This window comes from Cellvibrio sp. BR (assembly GCF_000263355.1).
Classification (GTDB): Bacteria; Pseudomonadota; Gammaproteobacteria; order Pseudomonadales; family Cellvibrionaceae; genus Cellvibrio.
This window is the reverse complement of the sequence record NZ_JH668203.1, coordinates 37,872-62,749: the sequence shown is the minus strand read 5'-3', so window position 1 is coordinate 62,749 and position 24,878 is coordinate 37,872. Positions and strand designations below refer to the sequence as shown.

Here is a 24,878-nt window from a genome sequence, read left to right as displayed (position 1 = left end):
AATCAATGGGACATAGGGCTAGGCATGTGTATGATAGCCACGCACTATCGACGAAGAATAGGCAATCAATAACTGACCATCCAATCGTCACATACAGTGAATAGATTTGGTATCCGATTGCTGTTGTCCTTATTTTTGAACCTCAACCCTCAGTCTTAACTATCAGGAGATTAAACATGGGCGTATTAGTTGGTAAAAAAGCACCTGACTTCACCGCATCAGCCGTATTGGCAAATGGTGAAATCGTAGACGGTTACAACTTTGCTGAAGCCACCAAAGGCAAAAAAGCTGTTGTATTTTTCTATCCATTGGACTTCACCTTTGTATGTCCATCAGAGCTGTTGGCATTTGATCACCGCGTAGAAGAGTTCAAAAAGCGCAATGTAGAAGTGATTGGTGTTTCTATCGATTCACAATTCACCCACAACGCATGGCGTAATACTCCAGTAAACGAAGGTGGTATTGGTCCAGTTCGTTACACTCTGGTTGCTGACATTACCCACTCAATTGCTAAAGCATTCGATGTAGAGTCTGCTGATGGTGTAGCTTTCCGTGGCACTTTCATCATCGACGAAGCGGGTGTAGTGCGCTCTCAAATCGTTAACGACTTGCCAATTGGCCGTAACATTGACGATACCATTCGCACTGTTGATGCATTGATTTTCCATGAGCAACACGGCGAAGTATGCCCTGCGGGCTGGAAAGAAGGTGACGCAGGTATGGACGCATCGCCAGCAGGTGTTGCTAAATATCTGGCTGAGCACGGCGACAAGCTCTAAGTTTTACTTTTCGCAGTAAGTCTTGTAAAAAGCCCGGCCTGGTGTCGGGCTTTTTATTGCCTGAAAGTTCTGCTTGTGTGTTTTTGTAAGTATTCTGAGGCTGTTAAATCATGGCGACTGCTAAAAAGATAGATATTCATCCCAGCTGGTTACTTCATTTGGCGCCAGAGTTTGAGCAGCCTTACATGCAGCAGTTAAAAGCCTTTCTGCTGGCGGAAAAGCAACTGGGTAAAGTTATTTATCCGGAGTCCAGGAATATTTTCAATGCATTCAACAGTACGCCGTTAGATCAGGTCAAAGTTGTAATCCTTGGGCAAGATCCTTATCACGGCCCCAATCAAGCTCATGGCTTATGCTTCTCGGTGCAACAGGGTGTTCAAGTGCCGCCGTCGTTGCAAAATATGTTTAAGGAGCTGCAGCGCGATATAGGTTTTAAGCATCCAGGACATGGATGTTTACAAGCATGGGCTAATCAAGGTGTGCTCATGCTCAATGCCACATTGACTGTCCAACAGGCTGCCGCCGGTTCGCATCAAGGGCGGGGCTGGGAACAATTTACTGACAAGGCGATTCAGCTGGTAAATCAGCAATGTGCTGGTGTTGTTTTCCTCTTATGGGGAAGTTACGCCCAGAAAAAAGCTGCCTTTATTGACCCACAAAAGCATTTAGTACTCAAGGCACCGCACCCATCTCCCTTATCTGCACACCGCGGTTTCATCGGCTGCGGACATTTTTCCCAAGCAAATCACTACTTACACTCCCAAGGAAAATCTCCTATTGATTGGCAGTTGTAGTAGCTGAAAACACCTTATTTGTGTCTTTTTGACAATAAGGTGTTCTGCATGTCTCGTTAAATAATATGTGTAAAGTTAATTTTTAATCGATTGACAGCGCTGTCACATGGGGGTAATTTTGGCTCCAGTTAACAAAAAAATAAATCAGTGGCACCTGACTTTTCATTCTGAGTGTTTGGCAAGAAAAAGAGATCGACTCTAACGTTTATGTTTAATTATCTCGGCTAAAGTCATGCAATCGTTTTAATAACGACAGCGATAGGCGAGAGCGAATTCGCTTGCAGGGTTTGGAGCGAAAATGCTTGAGGCGTTGCCTTTCTTTGGGCCGTGCTTCAGGCATAGCAGTACCGGAAATATAATCCCGACGATAATAAAGGAGAGGGCTCCATGTACAAAACAATAAGCTTTAAGAAGAAACTTTTAACCACAGCAGTTGCTTCAGTGGCGGCTGGGGTAAGCGGAATGGCGTTGGCGCAACAGGACAGTCAACTCGAAGAGGTGATGGTTACTGGTATTCGTGCATCGGTAATGCAGTCGATGGATACCAAGCGCAATGCAGTGGGTGTTGTGGATGCAATTTCTGCAGAAGATATCGGTAAAATGCCCGATACAAACCTCGCAGAGTCTTTGCAGCGTATCACTGGTTTATCCATCAATCGCTCTGATGGTGAGGGCTCGCAAGTAACTGCTCGTGGTATTGGTGCTGAGTTGAACATGGTGACCTTAAATGGTCGCGTAATGCCTGCAGTTGCTAATAACAATACTGGCGACTCATCAACTCGTGCCTATGATTTTGCCAATCTTGCATCAGAATCAGTATTCGGTGTTGAGGTTTACAAAACCGGCCGCGCGGATATAGCTACAGGTGGGCTTGGCGCCACCATCAATATCAAAACACTTCGCCCGCTGGAAGCAGGTAGTCGCGCTAGTATTGGCGTGAAAGCAACGCAAGATGAAACTGTGCGCTCGGGTGTAGGTGATGAAATTACACCAGAAATTTCAGGGTTGTATTCCTGGGTTAACGATGACGATACCTTTGGTGTTGCTATTACCGGTTCTTATCAGCGCCGGGACAATTCAAACGCGAACAACTTTGTAAACAACTGGGCAAACATTAATACTTGGGATTCAACTAATCCAGATCTTACCAAGCGCTCAGTGGAACGCTTCAAAGATGGCGTAGTAATCAATAATGCTCCAAATCACGGCGATTTGTACGCCTTGCCAACCGATTTGCGTTATGAAGTCCAAGACAATGAGCGCGAGCGCACCAATGCTCAAGCAGTATTTCAATTCAAACCAACTGAGCGTTTGACTGCGACTCTGGATTACACATACTCCGGTTTGGATCGTACTTCAGATCGCTCACAACAATCAGTTTGGTTTAATGTCGATGCAATTTCAGAATTAACCTTCGACAATGGCGCTGTTCGCACTCCGGTTATTTACCGTGAGTCCTATCTTACTAACGGCGTTAGTCGCTTGAAAGATGTGTCCTTCGCTGGTGCTCATGTTGAGTCTTACACCGATAATAATTCAGTCGGTCTCAATCTTGCATTTGAAGTGAATGATCAATTCTCATTGGCACTTGATCATCACAGCTCTAGCGCAAAAAATGCTAGTGATGGTGTTGATGTTGGCATGAATGCCAACGTTGTTACTGGTGAATACGTTGATTGGTCCAAAAGCATGCCTTTGATGAGTGTGACTTTTGATGATTGTATTTTACGTAATCGCGCCCCGCGAGATCCATACCGTAGTGGTAACTGTAATGGCGTACTTGATGGTGGCGATGTTAGCGGCGCTATGACCAATAACCCACGCTCGCGCAACCGCACTGAAATTGAACAGACGCAATTGTCTGGTGAATTTCAATTTAATGGTTCCGGCTTCTTTGAAAATGCAGCACTTAGATTTGGTATTGAGCAGCGTAAGGACTCAAATGAAAGTCTTGCGTCAGGTGATAACCGTCAAGGTGTTGGTAACTGGGATGGTATAGATCCAGCTGCATATCCTGACCAGTATTTTGAGTTGCGCGATTTTGGTAAAGACTTCCCCGATTACGGTTCAACCACCAATGACCCATTATTTTTTATCGGTGTTGATGCTAATTTGCCAAAAATTATAGAAACTGCCGAAGCAATTAATGCAAGTGGAGCCTATCCAGCGGATTTCTATGATTTCGTAAATGGCAAAATCCAATGGAACAATATTTACACCACTAATCGTACTATTGAAGAAGAATCTAAATCAGCTTACGTTCAATTTAACTCTAATTTTGAACTTGGCGGCATGGAATCAAATGTACTTGTTGGTGTTCGCTACGAAGAAACCGACGTAAGCTCTCGCTCATTGGTAAATGAGCCTGAAATACTTTGGTGGGAAGGTGACAACGACTGGTCTGTACGTTATGAAAGTGAAAAAACATTACAAACCGGTTCAGGCTCTTATGACTATTTGTTGCCAAATATTGACTTCGATATTAGCCCAACTGATTCGTTGAAATTGCGTCTTTCTTTAAGCGAAACTATTGGTCGTCCAAGTTATGTTGATTTGCGTCCAGATGTTGGTTTGAACGATTTGTATAACCGCACTGCGAACGCTGGTGTGCCAAACTTGAAGCCAATGGAGTCCTTTAATACCGATGTTTCTGCTGAATGGTATTATACCGAGGATAGTTATGTATCCTTGGGTTATTTCCGCAAGGACGTTGATAACTTCATTGGTACGCAAATTGTTGAAGAGTCTGCTTACGGATTGCGTGACGTGCGTTTAGGTCAATTGGCTGTAGGTAGCGGAATACCACAAGCTAACGAATTAGCATTGCACACTTATGTGTTGGAAAATTCTGATTCGGCCTTTATTTCTGACAATGGACGTTGGGTTCGCGCTGATGGAGATGATCCGCTACTGATGTGGAAAGTCAACAAACCTGTTAATGACAAGGCTACAGTGATTGATGGTCTTGAATTCGCAGTACAACACTGGTTTGGTGATTCAGGTTTTGGGGTACAAGCAAACTACACTATGGTTGATGCGGATGTGGAGTTTGATAACCTGACTACCGAAGGTCAGTTTGCTATGACAGGCTTGTCAGATACTGCTAACTTCGTTGGTTTCTTCGATCGCGATGCATGGCAAGTACGCGTTGCTTACAACTGGCGTGACAGCTTCCTTGAAAGTCGGACTGCAGGCGGCGGCAATCAACCTGAATATGTTGAGGACTATGCACAAATCGATGTCTCTATTGGTTACGAAATCAATGATAACTTGAGCGTCACAGCTGAAGGTATCAACGTAACTGGTGAAAACTATCGAACTCATGGTCGCTCAAAGGCTCAGTTGTTATCCCTGGAAGATTTGGGGGCTCGTTACCAGGTTGGCTTGCGTTATACTTTTTAAGTTATAGCGTTATTGGCAACCAATAAACAAAGCCGCTGGAGACAGCGGCTTTGTTTTTTTGTAAGTTTTGAGAAGGAAAAATAAATGGCGAAATATGAAGTGCTTAATAATATTGCCCACAAAAACCTACGTGTTATTACACAGCGTGGATCAGAGTTTGGCGATGCAGTTGCCGGCTGCGCGGTATATCCGAGTGAATTTAACGAAGTCCAAAAATACTACCCCATTCTATTTCAGCAAATGGAGAGTGATCGCTGGCTGACAATTGCATTATTTGGTTTTGATGCGAATGAAAATCTGTTTTTGACTGGAGATTCGTGGCGTGTTCCCTATGTTCCCGCGGTGATCGAGCGAGAGCCTTTTGTAATCGGGATGCAAGAGCACACCAATGGTAATGTTGAGGCTGTTGTTAATATTGATTTGGATAGCCCGCGTGTTTCTTTTGAGCAGCAAGGAGAGTTACTTTTTTTACCTCATGGGGGAAATTCACCTTTTTTGGAAAGGATGACCAACGTTTTATCCGTTCTACACGAAGGTGTAGCTGAGGCGGAGTGGATGATGGCAGAATTTGAAAGGTTGGATTTAATTGAGAAAGTCACGATTGAAATCGATTTTTCAAATGGGAAAAAGTATAAAAATAGCAGTTATGCAACCATTAATAAGGCACGTTTATTATCACTGCCTGATGCAGAGGTTGCCAATTTGCATCGCACTGGCTTATTGCGATATGCCTATTTAATCATCGGATCATTTACTAATATCCAATCGTTGGTAGATCTTAAAAATACTCAACTTTCACGCGACTAAGATGATTTTCCAAGTCTATAAAGATAGGAGGGCTGAGCATGCGGCTGGTTAAAAATCTTGTAATTGTTGGTGGTGGAACGGCAGGGTGGTTGGCTGCGGCGGCGATTGGAAAGATATATCAGGGAAAAGTAAATGTAACGTTGGTCGAATCCGAAGAGATTGGTGTGGTCGGCGTTGGCGAAGCAACAATACCCACTATGCTGGCGTTTCATAAATTAATCGGTATTAATGAAGCGGACATGATGCGAGCCACCCATGCAACATTTAAGTTGGGAATAAATTTTAAGAATTGGGGGGAAATTGGTGAGGATTACATTCATGCATTTGGTCAAGTTGGTCGTATTTTTTGGGCTGGAGAATTTCAGCATTTTTGGGCGCGTGCAAAAGCATTAGGGTTGGATATTCCTTTTGGTGCCTATTGTCTTGAGCATGAAGCCGCACGGGCAGAGCGATTTGGGATTAGCGAAAGCCCTGCACTGAACTATGCCTTTCATTTTGATGCTGGACTTTACGCAAAATTTTTACGTCAGTTTAGCGAAGGGTTGGGAGTGGTTCGTCACGAGGGAAAAATCGAGCATGTCGAACTAAACCCTGATACTGGTTTTATTGAGTGTTTACATCTTCATGGCGGCATGAAGATTGAGGCAGATTTTTTTATTGATTGTAGTGGTTTTCGCGGTTTGCTGATTGAGCAAGCATTACAAACCGGTTATGAGAATTGGCAGCATTGGTTACCTTGCGATTCCGCACTGGCAGTACAAACAGCCAAGGTGAAACCTGCCACTCCTTACACGACTTCTACTGCGCGTGAATTTGGTTGGCAGTGGCGAATCCCGCTACAAAATCGCACGGGTAATGGCCTCGTTTATTCCAGTCAATTTACGGATCAAACCTGGGCGGAAAAAACATTAACCAATAATGTCGAAGGTACGATGTTAAATAACCCGCGCCTAATACAATTTACCACTGGGCGGCGTAAGTTCGGTTGGAATAAAAACTGTATAGCATTGGGGCTGGCATCGGGTTTTCTTGAGCCTTTGGAGTCGACCAGTATTCACATGGTAACTTCTGGCTTGATTCGCTTTTTGCGCTTATTTCCTCTGCGCGGTGTTCAGCCAGTGTTGGTAGATGAATATAACCGCCAATCTAAGGAGGAGGCTGAAAGTATTCGCGACTTTATTATCCTTCATTATCACGCAACACGTCGTAGTGATACGGAGTTCTGGAATTACGTACGAACCATGCAAATACCAGATACCTTGCGTCATCGTATGGATATGTTCACCCAAAGCGGCATGGTATTTCTGGGGGGAGATGAATTATTCAGAACCAATGGTTGGACACAGGTCTTGATTGGTCAGGGTTTTGCGCCTGCCAATTACCAGCCTATTGTAGATAATATGTCAAATACTGAGTTTAGCCAGTATATGACTGGATTTCGTGATCACATATCAAGGAATCTCGCGTTGTTGCCAAGCCATGAGCAATTTATTGCCCAGTACTGCGCTATGGAAAAGTGATTTGATGTCAGTTAAACATGATCGACTTGCTATTAAGCCAAGTAATATACTCGGCACCCATCAAGCGGTGCTGTTTTGGTTTTCGCGCTGAATCGTGCGGTAACTAGGATAGGAACCGATAGCCGTGTTTAATAGATCATTACTAAAAGAAAATCACTATGAGCGAATCCATAAAAAAAATAATCATTGTTGGTGGCGGTACTGCTGGTTGGCTGGCGGCGGGGTTGTTAGCGGCAGAGTTCAGGCACAATGAGGCGGGGGTCAGTATTACCCTGATTGAGTCGCCTGATGTGAATACGATTGGGGTTGGTGAAGGTACTTGGCCATCCATGCGGGCGACCCTGCGCAAGATTGGTATTTCCGAAACAGATTTGATTCGTGAGTGTTTTGCGTCTTTTAAACAAGGGTCAAAATTTGTCGGTTGGAAAACCGGGGCGGCTGACGATATTTACCATCATCCGTTCAGTATTCCGCATGGTTATGCTGAATGTAATTTAGCTGCTGCGTGGCAAGCGCAATTTGCGGATCGCCCCTTTGCTGAAGTTGTTTCATCGCAATTTGTCGTGGCGGAGCAGGGCTGCGCTCCAAAACAAATAACAACACCGGAATACGCCGGCGTGCTTAATTACGGGTATCACCTCGATGCCGGGAAATTTGCTGCATTATTGCAGCGGCATTGCACAACAGCACTGGGGGTCATTCATGTTCTGGATCATGTGACTCAAGTTGCTGCCGACGATAGCGGCGATATTACCGGGGTTGATACCAAGGCATCAGGTGTAATTTACGGTGATCTTTTTGTCGATTGTTCCGGTCTAAGTTGTCTATTGCTGGGGCAGCACTTTGGTGTGCCTTTTGTAGATAAAAAGCACTTGTCATTAAACGACACTGCGCTTGCCATGCAAGTGCCTTATCCCGAGCAGTCCAGCCCAATTGAATCTTGTACTGTTGCCACGGCTCAGTCTGCTGGCTGGACTTGGGATATAGGCTTGTCTTCGCGTCGTGGTGTGGGTTATGTATTTTCCAGCAGTTATCTCTCTGAAGAAAAAGCAGAAATCGAGTTGCGCGCTCATATCGCCAAAAGTGTTGGGCAATCCGTAGCGAATTCTTTAAGCAGTAAAAAACTATCGATCAGGGCGGGGCATAGGCAAGAGTTTTGGCATAGGAATTGTGTTGCTGTTGGTATGTCTGCCGGATTCATAGAGCCACTGGAAGCGTCAGCGTTAGCTTTGGTCGAGTTATCGATGAATATGATTTGCGAAGAGTTTCCCGCAGATAAAGTTGCAATGAAAATTGCGGCGAAACGTTTCAATGAAGTATTTAGTTACCGCTGGGATCGCATTATTGATTTTTTAAAATTGCATTATGCGCTGACTGAGCGGAACGACTCCGATTATTGGCGCGATATGTCAGCGCCAGAGGCGCTGCCTGAGCATCTACGCGAATTATTATTGCTGTGGAAACATCGCCCACCACATCGCAGCGATTTTATTCAGGTAGAGGAGATTTTTCCGTCCGCCAGTTATCAATACGTGCTCTATGGTATGGGCTTTAGCATGGATGCATCCAGGTTACCGCGTACTTCTGATAATTTACCTATGGCGACAGCGCGTATTCGTGAGACGGTGGAGAAGACCCGCAAGTATTTGTCTGGCTTGCCCTCTAACCGCGCACTGATAGACCATGTCATGAAGCATGGAATGCCATTGATTTAGTTGTTTTATTTTTCTCTGGTTTGTTCCCTCTGAATCAAGTATTGGCAAATCAGTAGTCTATGGCTACTGATTTGCTTGCTTCATCCTTATTCCTCAAAGCTACTTTCTGTGAACAATGCTGAACTTGTGGGTTGATTCACGTGATGCAGTTAAATTATTGTTGACAGCGCTGTCATTTGCTCATAAAGTAGAGCCAGTTAATTGAAATGCTTGGTTGGCGAAGGAGCTGCGCTGTTGGTTTCGAGCATTTAGGTTCTCTCACCGTCGATGTCTGGTTGATGCATCGACGTCTCCCTGCGCCCTCTGAGTTTCAGAGGGCTTTTTTTTGCCTGAAGTTTCATTTTGACCTTTCATCGCCACCTCTCTGGCTAGGTTATTTGCAAGCGAGCTGGCATAATCGACGCCCCGAATTTTACGGGTTTGCCCGATTATCGTTGCTCAAGGGCGAGCCCTCTTTGGTGCGTTTTGGCGATACCTATCGCAACTGGGTACTTATCGCAAGGCGCGCTGTTCCTGTCAGCTAGAGGATTACCATGAAGCCAGCAGTAAAACCCCATAACCCCAATTTTTCATCTGGCCCCTGCAGCAAGCGCCCGGGTTACAGTTTGGAGCAGTTGGATATCTCCACTCTGGGCCGCTCACACCGTTCAACCATTGGTAAGGCTGCGTTACAGCGCGCCTGTGAAGACACCGCTGAATTGTTGGGTCTGCCGGAAGGCTACCGTGTTGGTGTGGTGCCAGGTTCAGATACCGGTGCGGTAGAAATGGCCATGTGGTCGCTGCTCGGCGCGCGCGTTGTGGATATTCTGCAGTGGGAATCCTTTGGTAAAGGCTGGCTGAGCGATGCCACCAAAGAGTTGAAATTGACGGTTAACGCTCATGAGGCGGATTACGGCCTGCTGCCGGATTTATCCAAAGTGAACTTTGACAACGATGTAATCTTCACTTGGAACGGCACCACTTCAGGAGTAAAAGTGCCCAATGGCGACTGGATTCCAGCCGACCGTAAAGGCTTGACCATTTGTGATGCTACCTCGGCGGTATTTGCGATGGATATGCCCTGGGACAAACTCGACGTGATCACCTACAGCTGGCAAAAAGTGCTCGGCGGTGAGGGCGCCCACGGTATGTTGATCCTAAGCCCGCGCGCGGTTGAGCGTTTGGAAACTTACAAACCCAGCTGGCCTATGCCCAAACTGTTCCGTATGACCAGCGGCGGCAAACTGGTCGAGGGCATCTTCAAGGGCGATACCATCAATACCCCGTCAATGTTGGCAGTGGCCGACTATTTAGACGCGCTGGATTGGGTGCGTGCGATTGGTGGTGTGAAAGAAACTATCGCCCGCTCCAACGCCAATCTCGACGTATTGAAAAAATTTGTAGCGGCTAATGATTGGATTGATTTCCTGGCGCAAACCCCTGAAACCCTGTCCAATACCAGCGTGTGCTTCACCCTGAAGGCCACCCCCGATCAGGTAAAAGCCATGATCAAGTTGCTCGATAAAGAAGGTGTTGCTTACGACATTGGCGCTTACCGTGATGCACCACCCGGCCTGCGTATCTGGTGTGGCGCGACTGTGAGCGCGGTTGACCTGGAGGCCTTGCTGCCCTGGTTGAGCTGGGCTTACGAGCAAGCGACCGCGGCCTGATTTGCCAATTAATGTTCTTAAGGCCGTGTTTTTACACGGCCTTTTTGTTAGCCGATTTGAGGAATAACAACCATGTTCAAAATCAAAACCTACAATGCCATTTCAGTCAAAGGCTTGAATCGTTTTCCGCGCGAAAACTACGAAGTCGCCAGCGACATAGGCCACCCTGACGCCTATATATTGCGCAGCCATAAACTGCAGGGTGAGCCGCTGCCTGAGTCGGTAAAAGCCGTGGCCCGCGCCGGTGCAGGCACTAACAATGTGCCGGTGGAGGAGTACACCAAAAAAGGCGTAGTGGTGTTTAACTCACCCGGCGCCAACGCCAACGCGGTAAAAGAATTGGTGCTGGCCGGTATGCTGCTCGGTTCGCGCGGTATTCTGCCGGGCATGGAGTACGTGAGCACCTTGACCCACATGACCGATGCCGATGAGATGTCCAAATTGTTGGAAAAAGAAAAATCCAACTTTGCTGGTTTTGAGCTGGCCGGTAAAACCCTGGGTATTGTCGGTTTGGGCGCAATCGGATCACTGATTGCCGACGCCGCCCTGGCACTGGGTATGAATGTGGTCGGTTTTGACCCGGCGCTGTCGGTAGAAGCCGCATGGCGTTTGCCCAGTCAGGTGGGCCGTATGGAAAACCTGCAATCGCTGTTGGCGCGCTCGGACTATATCACCCTGCATGTGCCGGCCATTCCGCAGACCAAACACCTGATTAATGCTGACACCCTGAAAGTCACCAAAAAGGGTGCAACCCTTCTCAACTTTGCGCGCGAGGCGATTGTGGATGCCCATGCGGTAGTGGAGAGCCTGGATGCCGGTCATTTGGGTAAATACATTTGCGATTTCCCCGAGCCGATCCTGCTCAATCGCAAGGATGTCTATGCCATGCCGCACATAGGTGCCAGCACCGAAGAGGCGGAAGAGAACTGCGCCATCATGGCGGCCGATCAGCTGGTCGATTATCTTGAAAATGGCAATATCAAAAACTCGGTGAATTTTCCCGCTGTGTCTATGGACCGCAACCCCGGCATTGGTGCGCGTATCACCTTCTCCAACCAGAATGTCTCTGGGGTTTTGGGGCATGTGCTGTCGGTATTGGCTGACCACAAAGTCAACGTGGTAGACATGGTCAACAAAAGCCGCGGCGATGTGGCCTACAACATTATCGATGTTGAAGCGGCACCTTCAGCGGCAGTGATTGATGCGCTGGCCAAAGTGGAACACGTGATTGCGGTGCGGGTGATTTAACAAACCTGAGCTACTGGGGGCAAAGTCGATGTATAAATTGGTCTTCTTTGTTCCCGTGTCTCATCTTGAACAAGTCAAAACCGCGGTGTTTGCCGCGGGTGCCGGCAAGCTTGGCAATTATGATCAATGTTGTTGGCAGGTGTTGGGGCAAGGCCAGTTTCGGCCCCTCGCTGACGCTAAACCCTATATTGGTAAAATCGGTGAGATTGAATGCCTGCCGGAATATCGTGTTGAAATGGTTTGTGCTGATGAGTATATTCAAGCCACTATTACAGCGTTGCGCGCCGCTCACCCTTACCAAGAGCCCGCATTTGATCTGTCCCTCTTAGTTAACCCCGAGGATTTTCAGTGACTTCCTGGCTATTTGACGGGCTTGCGCAACAACTGACAAATACTCCTCTGGATCCAGTCAATACGCCTCAAGCAGCGGTGCTGGTGCTGATTAGCCGCGGCGACAATCCCTCCATTTTATTTACCAAGCGTGCTGCACATTTACGTCAGCACCCCGGTGAGGTCTGTTTTCCCGGTGGTATGTGGGAGCCGGGCGATGACAATCTTTTGGTTACCGCCCAGCGGGAGGTTCGTGAAGAAATTGGTTTACCTGCTCGTCATATTCAGTTGTTAGGCTCTCTGCCTCAATCGCATACGCGTGCCGGTACTGCAGTAACCCCGTTTGTTGCTCATTTTGATGCGGCCACCCCATTACAGCCTTCGCCGGATGAATTGGACGGTATTTTTATGGTGCCGATTGCGGATTTCAGATCCGGATTGCAGGTGCGTGAGGACTGTTTTGTGCGGCATGGCCGTACCTTGCGTGTGCCTGTATATCATTACCAAGGTTATGAGATATGGGGCTTTACCGCTGCCATTACTGCTCAGTTGTTATTATTGATCGACCGTGCACTTCGCTAACAACGCGTAGCGTGGTGTAATTGGCTACAATCAGGATATTAATCAGGAATACCTTGCCGGTTTTCTTGCTGTTTCAATTTTGCACAATAACAAATATGGAGAATGTCAGATGTCGTTGCAATACAACAGAACGCTTGCAGAGGTTTTCTCGGATTCCTGTAAAAAGTTTGCTGACAAAAAAGCGTTTAGCTGTATGGGGCAATCGCTTACCTATTCGGAACTCGATCATCTTGCCGGGCAGTTTGCAGCTTATTTACAGCAGAAAACATCGCTGAAGCCAGGCGATAGAATTGCGGTTCAATTGCCGAATGTTCTGCAGTATCCCGTTGTTATATTCGGTGCGTTGCGCGCAGGGTTGGTGATAGTCAATACCAACCCGCTTTACACGGCTCATGAAATAAAACACCAACTTAACGATTCCGGTGCAAAGGCATTGGTGGTGTTAGCGAATATCGCCAAAAATGCAGCCTCCATTATTCAAGAAACGAGCGTGGAGCAGGTAATAGTAACCGAACTTGCCGATTTGCATCCGTTTTTCAAGCGTACGCTAATTAACGCAGTAGTGAAATACGTCAAAAAAATGGTGCCGCCATTTTCTTTTCCAAATCAGATAGGCTTTAACCAAGCATTGGCTGCGGCATCACTACCTTGGCAGCCGGTAACCCAAGTGCCAGAAGATGTAGCAGTTTTACAATACACCGGTGGTACTACAGGTGTTGCCAAAGGGGCGATGCTGACGCACCGCAACCTGGTTGCCAATATGATGCAACTTAATGAGCGCATGAAGGATGTGTTTCGCCCTGCGCAGGAGCTCTATGTCGCGCCGCTACCGCTTTATCACATTTACTCTTTTACCATTCATTGCACCTCGGCGGTGGCGCTTGGTAATCACAGTTTATTAATTCCCAATCCACGCGATATTCCTGGTTTTGTTAAAACCTTACAGGGTGTTCCCTTTACTTTTTTTGTCGGTTTAAACACCTTGTTTAATGCATTAATGCGCAACCCCGATTTCTGCAATTTGGATTTTAGTCATTTGCGTCTCACCTGCTCGGGTGGAATGGCGCTTACTGCAGAAACTACAAAACACTGGTTGGAATTAACCAAGGCGCCTATTAGTGAAGGTTATGGATTAACCGAAACTTCGCCGGTAGTGTCCAATAACCCCATTGATAATGTGCAAATGGGGACTGTAGGTTTGCCCTTGCCCGATACCGAATGCAAAGTCATTGATGAACACAATAAGAATTTACCCAGCGGCGAAGCGGGCGAGCTTTGTGTACGCGGTCCGCAGGTGATGAAAGGTTACTGGCAGCGCCCCGATGCTACCGCAGAAGTAATGGATGATGAGGGTTGGTTTAAAACCGGAGATATTGCCATTATCCAACCTGATGGTTTTATCAAGATTGTCGACCGCAAAAAAGACATGATTAATGTCAGTGGTTTTAAAGTGTTCCCTAACGAAGTGGAGGATGTGCTGAGTAGTCATCCCGATGTTATTGAGGCTGCAGTTGTGGGTGTGCCTGATGGCGAGGGAAGTGAAATAGTTAAGGCCTTTATTGTGAGCGCCAATGAAAATTTGACCGTAGAAGAGTTGCGAAAATTTGCCAAGCAAACACTCACTGCTTATAAAGTGCCGCATCAAATCGAGTTTCGCAAAGAGTTGCCAAAAACTAACGTGGGTAAAATTTTGCGTCGTGAATTGCGTGATCAGGATATTAAAAAATAAAACCTGGCTCCAGTGTTAACTTGTGCAGGAATAACTTAACCAAATAGGAAAACAATATGGATTCGCTTTTTTCAATCGTAACAAGTCCGGCATTTTGGATTGCATTGGTACTGCTTTATACCCTTAAAAAAGGTATTCATTTTGTGCCGCAAAATAGGGGTTATGTGATTTATCGTTTTGGGAAATATACAAAAACATTAAGTTCCGGTTTGAATTTTATTGTTCCCTTTGTCGAGTCGGTTGAGGCAGACCGCAATTTGAAAGAGCAGACCTTGGTTATTCCGCAGCAGTCAGCAATTACCAAGGACAATATTGCGATCATGATTGATGGAGTGTTGTTTATTAAAGTAATCGACGCAGCGGCAGCAACTAACAATATCACTGACTACAAACTGGCCTGTACCCAATTGGCCATGACTTCTATGCGTAATGCGATCGGCTCAATGGAGCTGGACGATTGTTTTCAAAATCGCTCGGCAATTAATGCCAAAATTCAAGAGGCCATGTTGCTGGCTACCCAGCCTTGGGGTTTGATTGTGTTGCGTTTTGAATTACTGGAAATTGCTATTCCACCGTCGATTAAAGAAGACATGGAAAAACAAATGACCGCAGAGCGGCAGAAACGCTCGGCAATTTTAACCGCCGAGGGTGAAAAAATTGCGGCAATTACCACCGCCGAGGGGCAAAAACAAGCGCGTGTGTTGGATGCGGAAGCGGCCAAGGCAGAGCAAGTATTAGCCGCAGAGGCAAGCAAAGAAGCACAAATTTTGGAGGCTACAGGTAAGGCTGAAGCTATTCGTTTGGTGGCGATTGCCGAAGCAGAAGCGCTGACAACTATCGGTAAGTCAGCAGCGACTGATGAAGGCCAAAAAGCAATTGCACTGAACTTGGCACAAGGTGCTATTGCTGCGCACAAAGCGATCGCGCATGAGGGCACAGTTGTGCTTTCAGATGGTAAAACCAGCGATAACATTGTGAGTACGGTAGCGCAGGCTATGGCAGTGTCATCGGCAATTAATTTGTCGCATCACCCACGCAATGCCTAAGAGGGATTAATGGTGACAAATATCGTTGATTATTTTGTACAAAATCCTGCGCATCTTTTTTACACGCTCACCGGTCTGTGCCTGATATTAGAGTTAGGCGTATTGGGCATGAGTGGCCCATTATTATTTGTCGCCTTGGGGTCGCTATTGACTGGTGTGATGATTTCCCTTGGCGTAATTAATGGTTGGGAAATGGCGATATTGTCACTCGGTTTACTGACTGCGATAAGTGCGCTGATATTGTGGAAACCGTTTAAGCGTTTTCAAAATGCTGCCGTAGTGCCAGATACCAGTAGCGATATGATTGGTAGGGTTCTACCCGTGACGCAGCTCGTGACTCGCGATCAAGGTGCGGTTAGTTATTCGGGTACGGAATGGCAAGTGCGGTTAAAAGAAGCCGTTGAGCCAGTGCCGGTTGGAATGCACGTACGGGTGTTGGCGGTCGACGGTTCTCTATTGTTAGTGCAAGCTGAGTAATATTTATTTTTATCGACAGCATCCGTTACCGGATGCTGTTATTCATTCTAAAAACAATAATCCGTGTCACTGCTATTAATAGCTGCTAGTCTAAAAACGATAACTAAATTTTAATTGTTGCTTTGTGAATAGTGATTCGCATCTATAAGCACTATTACTTCATTAGAACAATTTATGAAAACAGCTTTGGTTCTTTCTGGTGGTGGCGCTCGCGCGGCATATCAAGTGGGTGTATTGCAGGCGCTGGTTGAAATTCTGCCTGATTATATTGAAAACCCCTTTCCTATAATTTGTGGTACATCTGCCGGAGCAATTAACGCACTGGCACTGGCGGCGCATAAGGGTAATTTTAAATCAGCGGTAAACGCTTTGGCTTATGTCTGGCAAAACCTGGATATAGGTCAGGTGTATTTGCACGGCTGGTGGGATCTTTTTAAAGGTCTGAGTTTATTAGGTTTGTCTTTGTTTAATGAAGGTATGGGCCATCGTCGTCCGCTGTCATTATTGGATAATTCCCCTCTGTGGAATTTGTTGGGGTCAGTCATCCATTTTGAAAATATTAGCCACGCGATTGATAAAGGCAAGCTTCATGCGGTGAGTGTATCGGCCATGGGGTATACCTCTGGTCATACGGTGAGTTTTTTTCAGGGACATCCCGACCTGCAAAGTTGGAACCGGCATAGACGCAGTGGCGTTGCTACTGAGCTGCGCTTGGAGCACTTGTTGGCTTCTTCGGCAATTCCAACGGTATTTCCCGCCGTGCGAATTAATCGCGAATATTTTGGTGATGGCGCTCTGCGCCAGCTGGCACCGATTAGTCCGGCGTTACATCTGGGTGCAGAGTCATTGTTTGTTATCGGGGTGAGTGGCAACCGCACGGCTGCCAAGGCAAATCGTCGCGTGCCCCATCGTCACTCGCCCTCCATGGGGCAGATCGTTGGTCATTTGTTTAACAGTGCATTCGTGGATGCCCTCGAGGGGGATTTGGAGCATATGCAACGCATGAATGAGCTGTTGAAGTTGATTCCCGAGGATGTTCGTAATCAGCAAGGAATCCAATTGCGACCCGTCAATAATATGGTGATCTCACCCAGTTACCCCATCGATGGTATAGCGGGGCGCAACGTGCGTTATCTACCTAAAAGCTTGCGCTTTTTTATGCGTGCGACAGGTTCTACCGCAAAAGGTGGGGGCGCGACGGCTGCGAGTTATCTGCTTTTTTCTAATGAATTTATTAATGAGCTCATGGAGCTTGGACGTAAAGATACTTTGTTGCAGTCGGAGGATATTCTACGGTTTTTTACGACAGCGTAATTATAAAATTTGACCAATAAAAAACGCCGCAATGAGTGGATCGTTGCGGCGTTTTTTATTGGTTGGCTTGAAACAATTAAGCGCGGCGGCGGAATAGCGGCAGGGGTTGATCAACCGCGGCTTGATAATATTCCTGTAAATCGCTGAGGGATTTTACTGCTTCTTCCAAATTGGCTTCTGCATCGGCAAAGGCAAACGCATTAACACCGCAGCGGCGCAAGTAGCAGAGTTGGTCGCGCATAAAGTTACCTACGGCGCGCAACTCACCGGTAAAACCATAGCGCTCGCGCAGCAGACGCGCAGTAGAAAATGCGCGGCCATCCATAAACAGCGGGAAGTTAACAGCAATCACGGCAAAGCGATTGGCGTCTGCACCAATCAGTTCTGCACCTTCATCGCTGTCCAGCCACACACCAATATCAGTGCGGTTTTGCAATGTGTCTTTTTGCGCATTCCATACTGCTACCGGAATAATTACCTGACCGGCGGGGACTTCTACTGCTGCCGCATCACCTTCAGTTTTGGCGATGAGCCTCCAGGTATTTTCTACAATCTGGCCGTCTTTAATGAGCTTTTGCATAAACTTTCTCCTTGAAGGGAGCTGCGCCTATACGGCGATAGGTGTCGATAAACAATTCTTCATCGGTGCGATTGGCAACATACACATCGACGATTTTTTGAATCACGGCGGGCATGTCATCGGCGCCGAAAGAGGGGCCAAGTACATCGCCGAGCGAAGCATCGTTACTGGCGCTGCCACCGAGTTGCACTTGATAAAATTCTTTGCCGGATTTATCCACGCCCAGAATACCAATGTGACCCACATGGTGGTGACCACAGGCATTCATACAACCGGAAATGTTCAGGTCGATGTCACCCAGATCATAAACGTAATCCAGGTCTTCAAACTGACGCTGGATAGCTTCAGCAATCGGAATAGATTTGGCGTTGGCGAGTGAGCAGAAATCGCCGCCGGGGCAGCAAATAATGTCGGTAATGGTGCCGATGTTAGGCGTGGCAAAACCAGCGGTTTTACATTCCTGCCAGAGTGCAAACAGATCGGCTTTTTTCACGTCGGCCAACACAATATTTTGTTCATGCGTAGTGCGCGCTTCGCCAAAACTGTATTTATCGGCGAGATCGGCAATCACTTCCAGTTGGCTGTCGGTGATATCGCCTGGTGCAACACCGGTTGGCTTGAGCGAGAGTGTCACTGAGGCGTAACCGGCAATTTTGTGTTCGCGCACATTGCGCTGCAACCACTTACCAAAAGCAATGCTCTCGGCAGCTTGTGCATCAAGCTTTGCTTGCGCCGCTGCGTTATCAATGGTTTCGTAAGCCGGAGCGGTGAAGAAACCTTTGGCGCGGGCGATCTCTTCTTGCGTCAGCTTGTTATATCCGTCTTTCAAATGCTGCCATTCGTCTTCCACTTTTTGGGCAAAGACTTCAGGGGTTAAGGCGCGCACTAAAATTTTGATCCGCGCTTTGTATTTGTTGTCGCGACGACCAAAAAGGTTGTACACCCGCAAAATAGCTTCCAGGTACGACAGCAAATCTTCTTCGGGCAGGAAGTCGCGAATCGCCACGCCTATAACCGGGGTGCGGCCCAAACCGCCGCCCACGTAAACTTTAAAGCCCACGTCGCCTTGTGCGTTATGCACCAATTGCAGGCCGATATCGTGCACTTGTACGGCGGCGCGATCTTGCGTTGAACCGGTGACAGCGATTTTGAATTTGCGCGGTAAAAACGCAAATTCAGGGTGGAAGCTGGACCACTGGCGAATAATTTCACAGTAGGGGCGCGGGTCAATCATTTCGTCGGGGGCAACACCGGCGAACTGGTCAGAGGTGGTATTGCGGATGCAGTTACCACTGGATTGGGTGCCGTGCATGCCCACCTCAGCCAGTTCGGCGAGAATGTCCGGCACTTCGGTCAGGTCTGGCCAGTTGTATTGGATATTCTGACGGGTACTGACGTGGCAGTAGCCTTTATCGTAATGACGGGCGATATGGGCCAACTTACGCAGTTGCGTGGAGTTCACCATGCCGTAGGGCACGTTGATACGCAGCATAGGCGCCAAGCGCTGTACATACAGGCCGTTCTGCAAGCGCAGGGGCAGGAACTGTTCGGGTTTCAAGTCACCGGCGAGGAAGCGTTCGGTCTGGTCGCGAAACTGGGCGATACGCTGGCGCAGAATGCTGTTGTCGTACTCATCGTAGATATACATGGAGCTAGATACCTATTACCAGGATAAAAGCCATCACAAATGGCATCAGGATAAAGGCCATAAAAAATGGCATTAGGGCGAAAAATAGAGGCGCGCAGGATACAGGAAAAGCGGCATTTCGGCGACCTCGGTGTGAGATCCTTCTGGTTAATTTTTGCGCTAAATAAGCGCCGGCACCTTAGCAGGCGAGGGCAGGGAAGTGAACGACTGTTTATCGCTAAGCTTGTTCCATCTGGTTATGATGGCAGCCCTTGCCCACAGCCTCTATCTTACGCCTATGTCTGCGCCTATCGACGATTTGTTTATCCTGCCCGCCTGTACCGAAAACCTGCAGATAGTGCAGGTGGATAGGGATTTTCTGCTGATTAACAAACCCACTCGCCTGCTCAGTGTACCGGGTCGCCACCCACAGAATCGCGATTCTGTGATTAGTCGCCTGCAAGTGAAGTACCCGAGCGCAACTATTGTGCATCGGCTGGATTTTGATACCTCGGGGGTGATGGTGATTCCGCTCAACAAGGCGGCGCTGTCCAATATCAGCAAACAGTTTCAGGCGCGCAGTGTCAGTAAACACTACACCGCTGTAGTGGCTGGGTTGATGGTGCAGGATGAAGGTATTATCGATTTGCCCATCGCCGCGGACGCAGGGCCAAAGTATAAAATTTGTCAGCAGACCGGTAAGCCCTCTGTCACTGAATACCAGGTGTTGGCGCGCGATGAACAGGCGTGTACCACAAGGGTTTTGCTGCACCCTATCACCGGTCGTTCCCATCAGTTGCGCTTGCATTTGCAGACCATAGGCCACCCGATTCTGGGCTGTGAGTTTTATGGGGGCGAGTGGGCGAGCGCCGCCAATCGTTTGTTATTGCATGCAACGGATCTGGCTTTTTTGCATCCGCATACCACTGAACCGGTATTCATCGACGTCGCGCCACCTTTTTAAGTTTCAGGTGTGCTAGCACCCATAGAGTGTTAAAGACAATTTCACTTTGCATCAACTTTTGTTAACGGGGGTTAATCTAGCGATTTCTGCACCTATCAATTATTGACAACGTTGTCCCAATTAACGAGAGTGAGCTTTCAATCAACCACCACGGATAACAACAATGAAACACAAAGAGTTAGTTTTTATTGGCACCATTGCGGCAACATCTTTGCTTGTTGCATGCGGTGCAAAAAATGAAACAACAACATCACCAACAGTAGCAACCAGTGCAGTCAATGCGGTACAGCACAGTGTCTCTGCACCGCCGAGCGAGGTTTCGGCTCCCGCTGTTTTCTTTGATGATTTTAATTACAGCTCGCTAGAGGACTTTAATCGCAACGGCTGGCGGGTGAGAACTGAAGCTGGCCATCCGGGTATTAAAGGGGCGAGTTGGTCAGCGGAGGGCATCAGTTTCCATCAAGATATCCCTGCAACTCACGCTGGCGCTGTGCGTATGAGTTCGGTAACGGCCGGGCAGGGCGAGAACACCCGTCACACCCAGTTTTGTCATGCCCGCAAATACCGCGAGGGTACCTATGCCGCACGGGTATTCTTCCGCGATGAACCAACCTATGGTCCGGACGGTGATGAAGTGATCCAAACCTTTTACACCATCAGCCCGCTTAAGGCGCCTATGGATAAGGATTACAGCGAGGCAGATTTTGAATACCTGCCTAATGGCGGTTGGGGCGCAAATGCAAAACCGGCGATGTGGACAACCAGTTGGGATACTTTTCAGTTAGAGCCTTGGACTAAGGTTAATGAAAATACCCGCGTAGAGGGCAGCTATGCAGGTTGGCGCACCTTGATGTTGACCATCACCGATAACAAGCTGACCTACTACGTCGATGGCAAATTATTTTCGGAGCACAGCAGTGCGGTCTACCCCGAAGATTTTATGTCGATTAACTTTAATCTGTGGTTTATGCCCAAGGGTGCTGACGGTTCCATCGGGCCGGTTGATTCACCGGAGTTGCGCGATTATCAGCAAGATATCGATTGGGTATTTTTCCAGGAAGGTATTGCGCTGACGCCTGCTGAACTTGAAGGGCAAGTTACTCATTTACAAACTACTGGAGTGAAATACGTGGATGATGTGAAAGAACAAAATCCGCCACTACCTTCGCCCTGCGGGCTTTAATCGGCTGTTATTACGGCTTGAGCGCAAGGATGCGCAAGTTGAAAAATGGTTTTTTGATGGAGTCTAATTCTCCGGGGAATTAGACTCTTCGAACGTGTAAGTGTGGTATCAAACTGATGCAAGTGAATAGGGTTCGGTCGGTTGCCACTGTTAGTGAGGTTTATGTCCTGCCTTTCCACCACAAATATCCGATTAACAATAATACGATCAACCCTAAAGTCCAAAACCAGTGTGTGGTCTTGATGCTTGCAGTTTGCTCAGCGTTCAAGTCTTTCTCAGTATTTTCAGTATTAAACGAATTGTCAGATAATGTTTCTTTCATTAATGGATTTGAGACAATTGGTGTTTTGCTTTCAGTTGTTTTTTGACGTTTCGATTCCAATATGAGTCTTAATGGTTCATTGTTAGATGTTTGATTGGAAGAAAAATTAGTACTTTTATTGGTTCTTATGATGGGTTTGTTGCTAGGAATTGAATCAACAGGCGATGTATTCCCCCGTTCTGGAAAATGATATTCGCGAAAGTACTCTTCTGTATCCTGTTGCCAGAGTTGCTGAATATTTTTTATATAATTATCCAAAAATTTTTTAGGGGTTTCATCGTTTCTGTGTCGGTTTGTTGAATCAAAAACATCTTTAATTGTTACATAATCTTCATGATCCATTATTGCAAAACTGCTCCCATCACCGAGCCAGTGATCGCCGAGATAAAACAATTTAGTATTTTCATGGTTCACTAAGATAAAACTGTATTCAGCCACCAGAGAGCTGATGTCAAGCTCAAGCCCCGAGTGTTCGCGGTGCATTTCCCCCAAATAATTATCAATGGCACCAAATGCAATGCGAAATGCATTTTTTGGTTCGTCATAATCAGGGCGTTGCAGTATGTGCCCGCCATTTTTTGTTTGCAGAATTAGAGCGACAGATTGCCTGTAGTCAAATTCTTCCTCTTTATCTGCGATTACTGGGGCAGATAAAAACAAGAGTGTTAGCAATAAAGTGCAATATATTTTTGCAGTGAATCTTTGCATAGGCTTACCTGTCCTTTGGGCTTATAAATAAAAGCCCATGCAAATAACTAATTTGCATGGGCTTTTAAATCGGTTTTGAAGCTTCTTAGTGCTTCGCTGCCTCCGAGGCGCCAATACCGGTTTGTGAGCGAACGAACTGTGCATCAAACGCGGCTTGTTCTTTTGCTGCCGAGGCTGATTTATCCGTAATTGAGAAAAACCAGATACCAATAAACGCAGCGCTCACGGAGAAAATTGCGGGATATTTGTAGGGAAAAATTGCCTGCTCAAAACCAAACGCATCTACCCATACTGTTGGGCCAATCACCACTAAAATCACTGCGGTAAATAAGCCCAATCCACCGCCCATTACTGCACCGCGAGTTGTGAGTTTGCGCCAGTACATACTCAGCAACAAAATCGGGAAGTTGGCGCTGGCCGCTACACAAAATGCGAGCCCAACCATAAACGCCACGTTTTGTTTTTCAAACACTATGCCGAGTAATACCGCAATCACTCCCAAGCACACCGTAGCGATGCGCGATGCGCGAATTTCTTTTTTCTCATCGCGGTTACCTTTTAATACCAGCGTGGCGTAAAGGTCGTGGGAGATGGCACTGGAACCTGCGAGTGTTAAACCTGATACCACGGCGAGAATCGTGGCGAAAGCGACTGCTGAAATAAAACCTAATAAAATGTCACCACCCAAGGCTTGGGATAAATGAATCGCGGCCATATTGGCGCCGCCAATCAACGCACCATCGGTGAAATAGGCCGGATTTTTCAGCAATAAAATGATGGCGCCAAACCCAATAATAAAGGTGAGGATGTAGAAATAACCGATAAATCCGGTTGCATAAAATACCGAGCGACGCGCTTGTACGGCATCTTTCACGGTAAAAAAGCGCATCAAGATATGTGGCAAACCTGCGGTACCAAACATGAGCGCGATACCGAGCGAAATGGCAGAGATCGGATCGCTCACTAAGGTGCCCGGTGCCATGATGGCGTTGGCTTTGGTGTGAACTTTCACTGCTTCGGCAAATAAATTTTCAAAACTGAAACCAAATTGCATCATCACTAAAAACGCCATGAGTGATGCACCAGAGAGCAATAAAACGGCTTTGATGAGCTGTACCCACGTAGTTGCAATCATGCCGCCAAAGGTGACGTAGAGTGTCATCAACACACCGACAATGACCACGGCGGCTTCGTAGGGTAGGCCAAACAACAGTTCAATTAATTTACCCGCGCCCACCATCTGTGCGATCAGATAAAAAATTACTGTTACCAGCGAACCACTGGCGGCGAGGATGCGAATGGGTTTTTGTTGCAAGCGAAACGAGGCAACATCGGCAAAGGTGTATTTACCCAAATTGCGCAGTGGCTCGGCGATCAGTACCAATACAATCGGCCAACCCACCAAAAAGCCGATGGCGTAAATCAAGCCATCAAAACCCGAGGTGTATACCAAGCCGGCAATACCCAGGAAGGAGGCGGCAGACATGTAATCGCCCGCAATTGCTAAGCCATTTTGGAAGCCGCTAATACCACCGCCTGCGGCGTAAAAGTCGCTGGCAGTTTTGGTGCGACCGGCAGCCCAGTAGGTGATGCCTAGCGTGACTAATACGAAGGCTAGAAACATCGCCACCGCGGTGACATTGATGGCGGAACTGCTGGATGCTTGTGCCCAGGCGCAGGTGGCCATAGCGGAAAGTAATACGGCGAGTGGAGCATGAACTTTCATTATTTTGCTCCTGCTTTATTGACGATGGCGCGAGTAAGCGGTTCCAGCACGCGGTTGGCGTAATACACGTAAATTCCGGTGACTACCATGCAAAATAGAATGACACCCAGGCCGAGCACCATACCTATAGAGGTAACACCCTCACCAATGGGCTCACCCAATGCACCGGGGTTAAACGCAATAGTCAGGATAAGTGCGAAATAAGCGAGGATTGTGGCCAGTGAGAGAGGCCACATAATTCTTTTGCGCGCGCGGGTCAGGGCCGCGTACTCCGGCAGCTGCCGGATAGTATCAGTATGCATTAGCTGGGTTTCCGTGTTTTTGTTGGTTATTAGTAGCGGTGATGCTATTTGATCGTGTTGATATTGTTGTAGTT

21 protein-coding genes are annotated in these 24,878 nt (G+C 47.2%); 16 read left to right on the top strand and 5 right to left on the bottom strand.

What is annotated here, in order from left to right:
* The first annotated feature begins 176 nt into the window (after nt 1–176).
* From O59_RS13480 to O59_RS13415, 14 genes are all read left to right on the top strand, one after another.
* Complete coding sequence (locus O59_RS13480) at nt 177–779, top strand: peroxiredoxin (protein ID WP_007643661.1); 603 nt, start codon at nt 177–179, stop codon at nt 777–779.
* A gap of 110 nt (nt 780–889) precedes the next feature.
* Nucleotides 890–1,573: a uracil-DNA glycosylase gene (gene ung / locus O59_RS13475; RefSeq protein WP_007643659.1), complete on the top strand. Its 684-nt coding sequence runs from the start codon at nt 890–892 to the stop codon at nt 1,571–1,573.
* 387 nt (nt 1,574–1,960) lie between these two features.
* Nucleotides 1,961–4,975, top strand: a complete 3,015-nt coding sequence (locus O59_RS13470) for a TonB-dependent receptor (RefSeq protein WP_040392693.1) — start codon at nt 1,961–1,963, stop codon at nt 4,973–4,975.
* 84 nt (nt 4,976–5,059) lie between these two features.
* Entirely contained in the window at nt 5,060–5,782 is a 723-nt protein-coding gene (locus tag O59_RS13465) for a SapC family protein (RefSeq protein WP_007643655.1), read from the top strand.
* Between the two features lie 38 nt (nt 5,783–5,820).
* Nucleotides 5,821–7,302: a tryptophan halogenase family protein gene (locus O59_RS13460; protein ID WP_007643653.1), complete on the top strand. Its 1,482-nt coding sequence runs from the start codon at nt 5,821–5,823 to the stop codon at nt 7,300–7,302.
* Between the two features lie 158 nt (nt 7,303–7,460).
* Entirely contained in the window at nt 7,461–9,017 is a 1,557-nt protein-coding gene (locus O59_RS13455; RefSeq protein ID WP_007643649.1) for a tryptophan halogenase family protein, read from the top strand.
* Nucleotides 9,018–9,550: 533 nt separating this feature from the next.
* Nucleotides 9,551–10,666: a phosphoserine transaminase gene (locus tag O59_RS13450; protein ID WP_007643648.1), complete on the top strand. Its 1,116-nt coding sequence runs from the start codon at nt 9,551–9,553 to the stop codon at nt 10,664–10,666.
* Nucleotides 10,667–10,738: 72 nt separating this feature from the next.
* Entirely contained in the window at nt 10,739–11,914 is a 1,176-nt protein-coding gene (locus O59_RS13445) for a phosphoglycerate dehydrogenase (RefSeq protein ID WP_007643647.1), read from the top strand.
* 28 nt (nt 11,915–11,942) lie between these two features.
* Nucleotides 11,943–12,266: a YqfO family protein gene (locus O59_RS13440; RefSeq protein WP_040392689.1), complete on the top strand. Its 324-nt coding sequence runs from the start codon at nt 11,943–11,945 to the stop codon at nt 12,264–12,266.
* Entirely contained in the window at nt 12,263–12,826 is a 564-nt protein-coding gene (locus O59_RS13435; RefSeq protein ID WP_007643645.1) for a CoA pyrophosphatase, read from the top strand. Before O59_RS13440 ends, O59_RS13435 begins: the two co-directional genes overlap by 4 nt.
* Before the next feature lie 109 nt (nt 12,827–12,935).
* Nucleotides 12,936–14,555 (top strand): AMP-binding protein, encoded by a 1,620-nt coding sequence (locus O59_RS13430; RefSeq protein WP_007643644.1) that lies wholly within the window; start codon nt 12,936–12,938, stop codon nt 14,553–14,555.
* Between the two features lie 56 nt (nt 14,556–14,611).
* Nucleotides 14,612–15,601 (top strand): SPFH domain-containing protein, encoded by a 990-nt coding sequence (locus tag O59_RS13425; RefSeq protein WP_007643643.1) that lies wholly within the window; start codon nt 14,612–14,614, stop codon nt 15,599–15,601.
* A gap of 9 nt (nt 15,602–15,610) precedes the next feature.
* Nucleotides 15,611–16,078: an NfeD family protein gene (locus O59_RS13420; protein WP_007643641.1), complete on the top strand. Its 468-nt coding sequence runs from the start codon at nt 15,611–15,613 to the stop codon at nt 16,076–16,078.
* A 174-nt stretch (nt 16,079–16,252) separates the two neighbouring features.
* On the top strand, nt 16,253–17,392 hold the full coding sequence (locus O59_RS13415) for a patatin-like phospholipase family protein (protein WP_007643639.1): 1,140 nt from the start codon (nt 16,253–16,255) through the stop codon (nt 17,390–17,392).
* A 76-nt stretch (nt 17,393–17,468) separates the two neighbouring features.
* Here the strand turns inward: O59_RS13415 and O59_RS13410 are convergent, their stop codons facing one another.
* Nucleotides 17,469–17,972: a DUF934 domain-containing protein gene (locus O59_RS13410; RefSeq protein WP_007643635.1), complete on the bottom strand. Its 504-nt coding sequence runs from the start codon at nt 17,970–17,972 to the stop codon at nt 17,469–17,471.
* Nucleotides 17,956–19,620: a nitrite/sulfite reductase gene (locus O59_RS13405; RefSeq protein WP_007643627.1), complete on the bottom strand. Its 1,665-nt coding sequence runs from the start codon at nt 19,618–19,620 to the stop codon at nt 17,956–17,958. Before O59_RS13405 ends, O59_RS13410 begins: the two co-directional genes overlap by 17 nt.
* A gap of 238 nt (nt 19,621–19,858) precedes the next feature.
* Between O59_RS13405 and O59_RS13400 the strand changes: the two genes are divergently transcribed.
* Both O59_RS13400 and O59_RS13395 read left to right on the top strand, forming a co-directional pair.
* Nucleotides 19,859–20,563 (top strand): RluA family pseudouridine synthase, encoded by a 705-nt coding sequence (locus tag O59_RS13400; protein ID WP_007643625.1) that lies wholly within the window; start codon nt 19,859–19,861, stop codon nt 20,561–20,563.
* A gap of 163 nt (nt 20,564–20,726) precedes the next feature.
* Nucleotides 20,727–21,746, top strand: a complete 1,020-nt coding sequence (locus tag O59_RS13395) for a glycoside hydrolase family 16 protein (protein WP_007643622.1) — start codon at nt 20,727–20,729, stop codon at nt 21,744–21,746.
* A 160-nt stretch (nt 21,747–21,906) separates the two neighbouring features.
* Here O59_RS13395 and O59_RS13390 read toward each other — a convergent pair whose 3' ends face one another.
* The 3 genes from O59_RS13390 to O59_RS13380 form a co-directional block, all read right to left on the bottom strand.
* Nucleotides 21,907–22,776, bottom strand: a complete 870-nt coding sequence (locus tag O59_RS13390; RefSeq protein ID WP_007643620.1) for a hypothetical protein — start codon at nt 22,774–22,776, stop codon at nt 21,907–21,909.
* A gap of 85 nt (nt 22,777–22,861) precedes the next feature.
* Nucleotides 22,862–24,502 carry a cation acetate symporter gene (locus O59_RS13385; RefSeq protein WP_007643618.1) on the bottom strand — a complete coding sequence of 547 codons (1,641 nt, stop codon included), beginning with the start codon at nt 24,500–24,502 and terminating at the stop codon, nt 22,862–22,864.
* Nucleotides 24,502–24,804, bottom strand: coding sequence for a DUF485 domain-containing protein (locus tag O59_RS13380; RefSeq protein WP_040392683.1), 303 nt, complete (start codon nt 24,802–24,804; stop codon nt 24,502–24,504). The genes O59_RS13385 and O59_RS13380 overlap by 1 nt, the downstream gene beginning before the upstream one ends.
* Between the last annotated feature and the right edge of the window lie 74 nt (nt 24,805–24,878).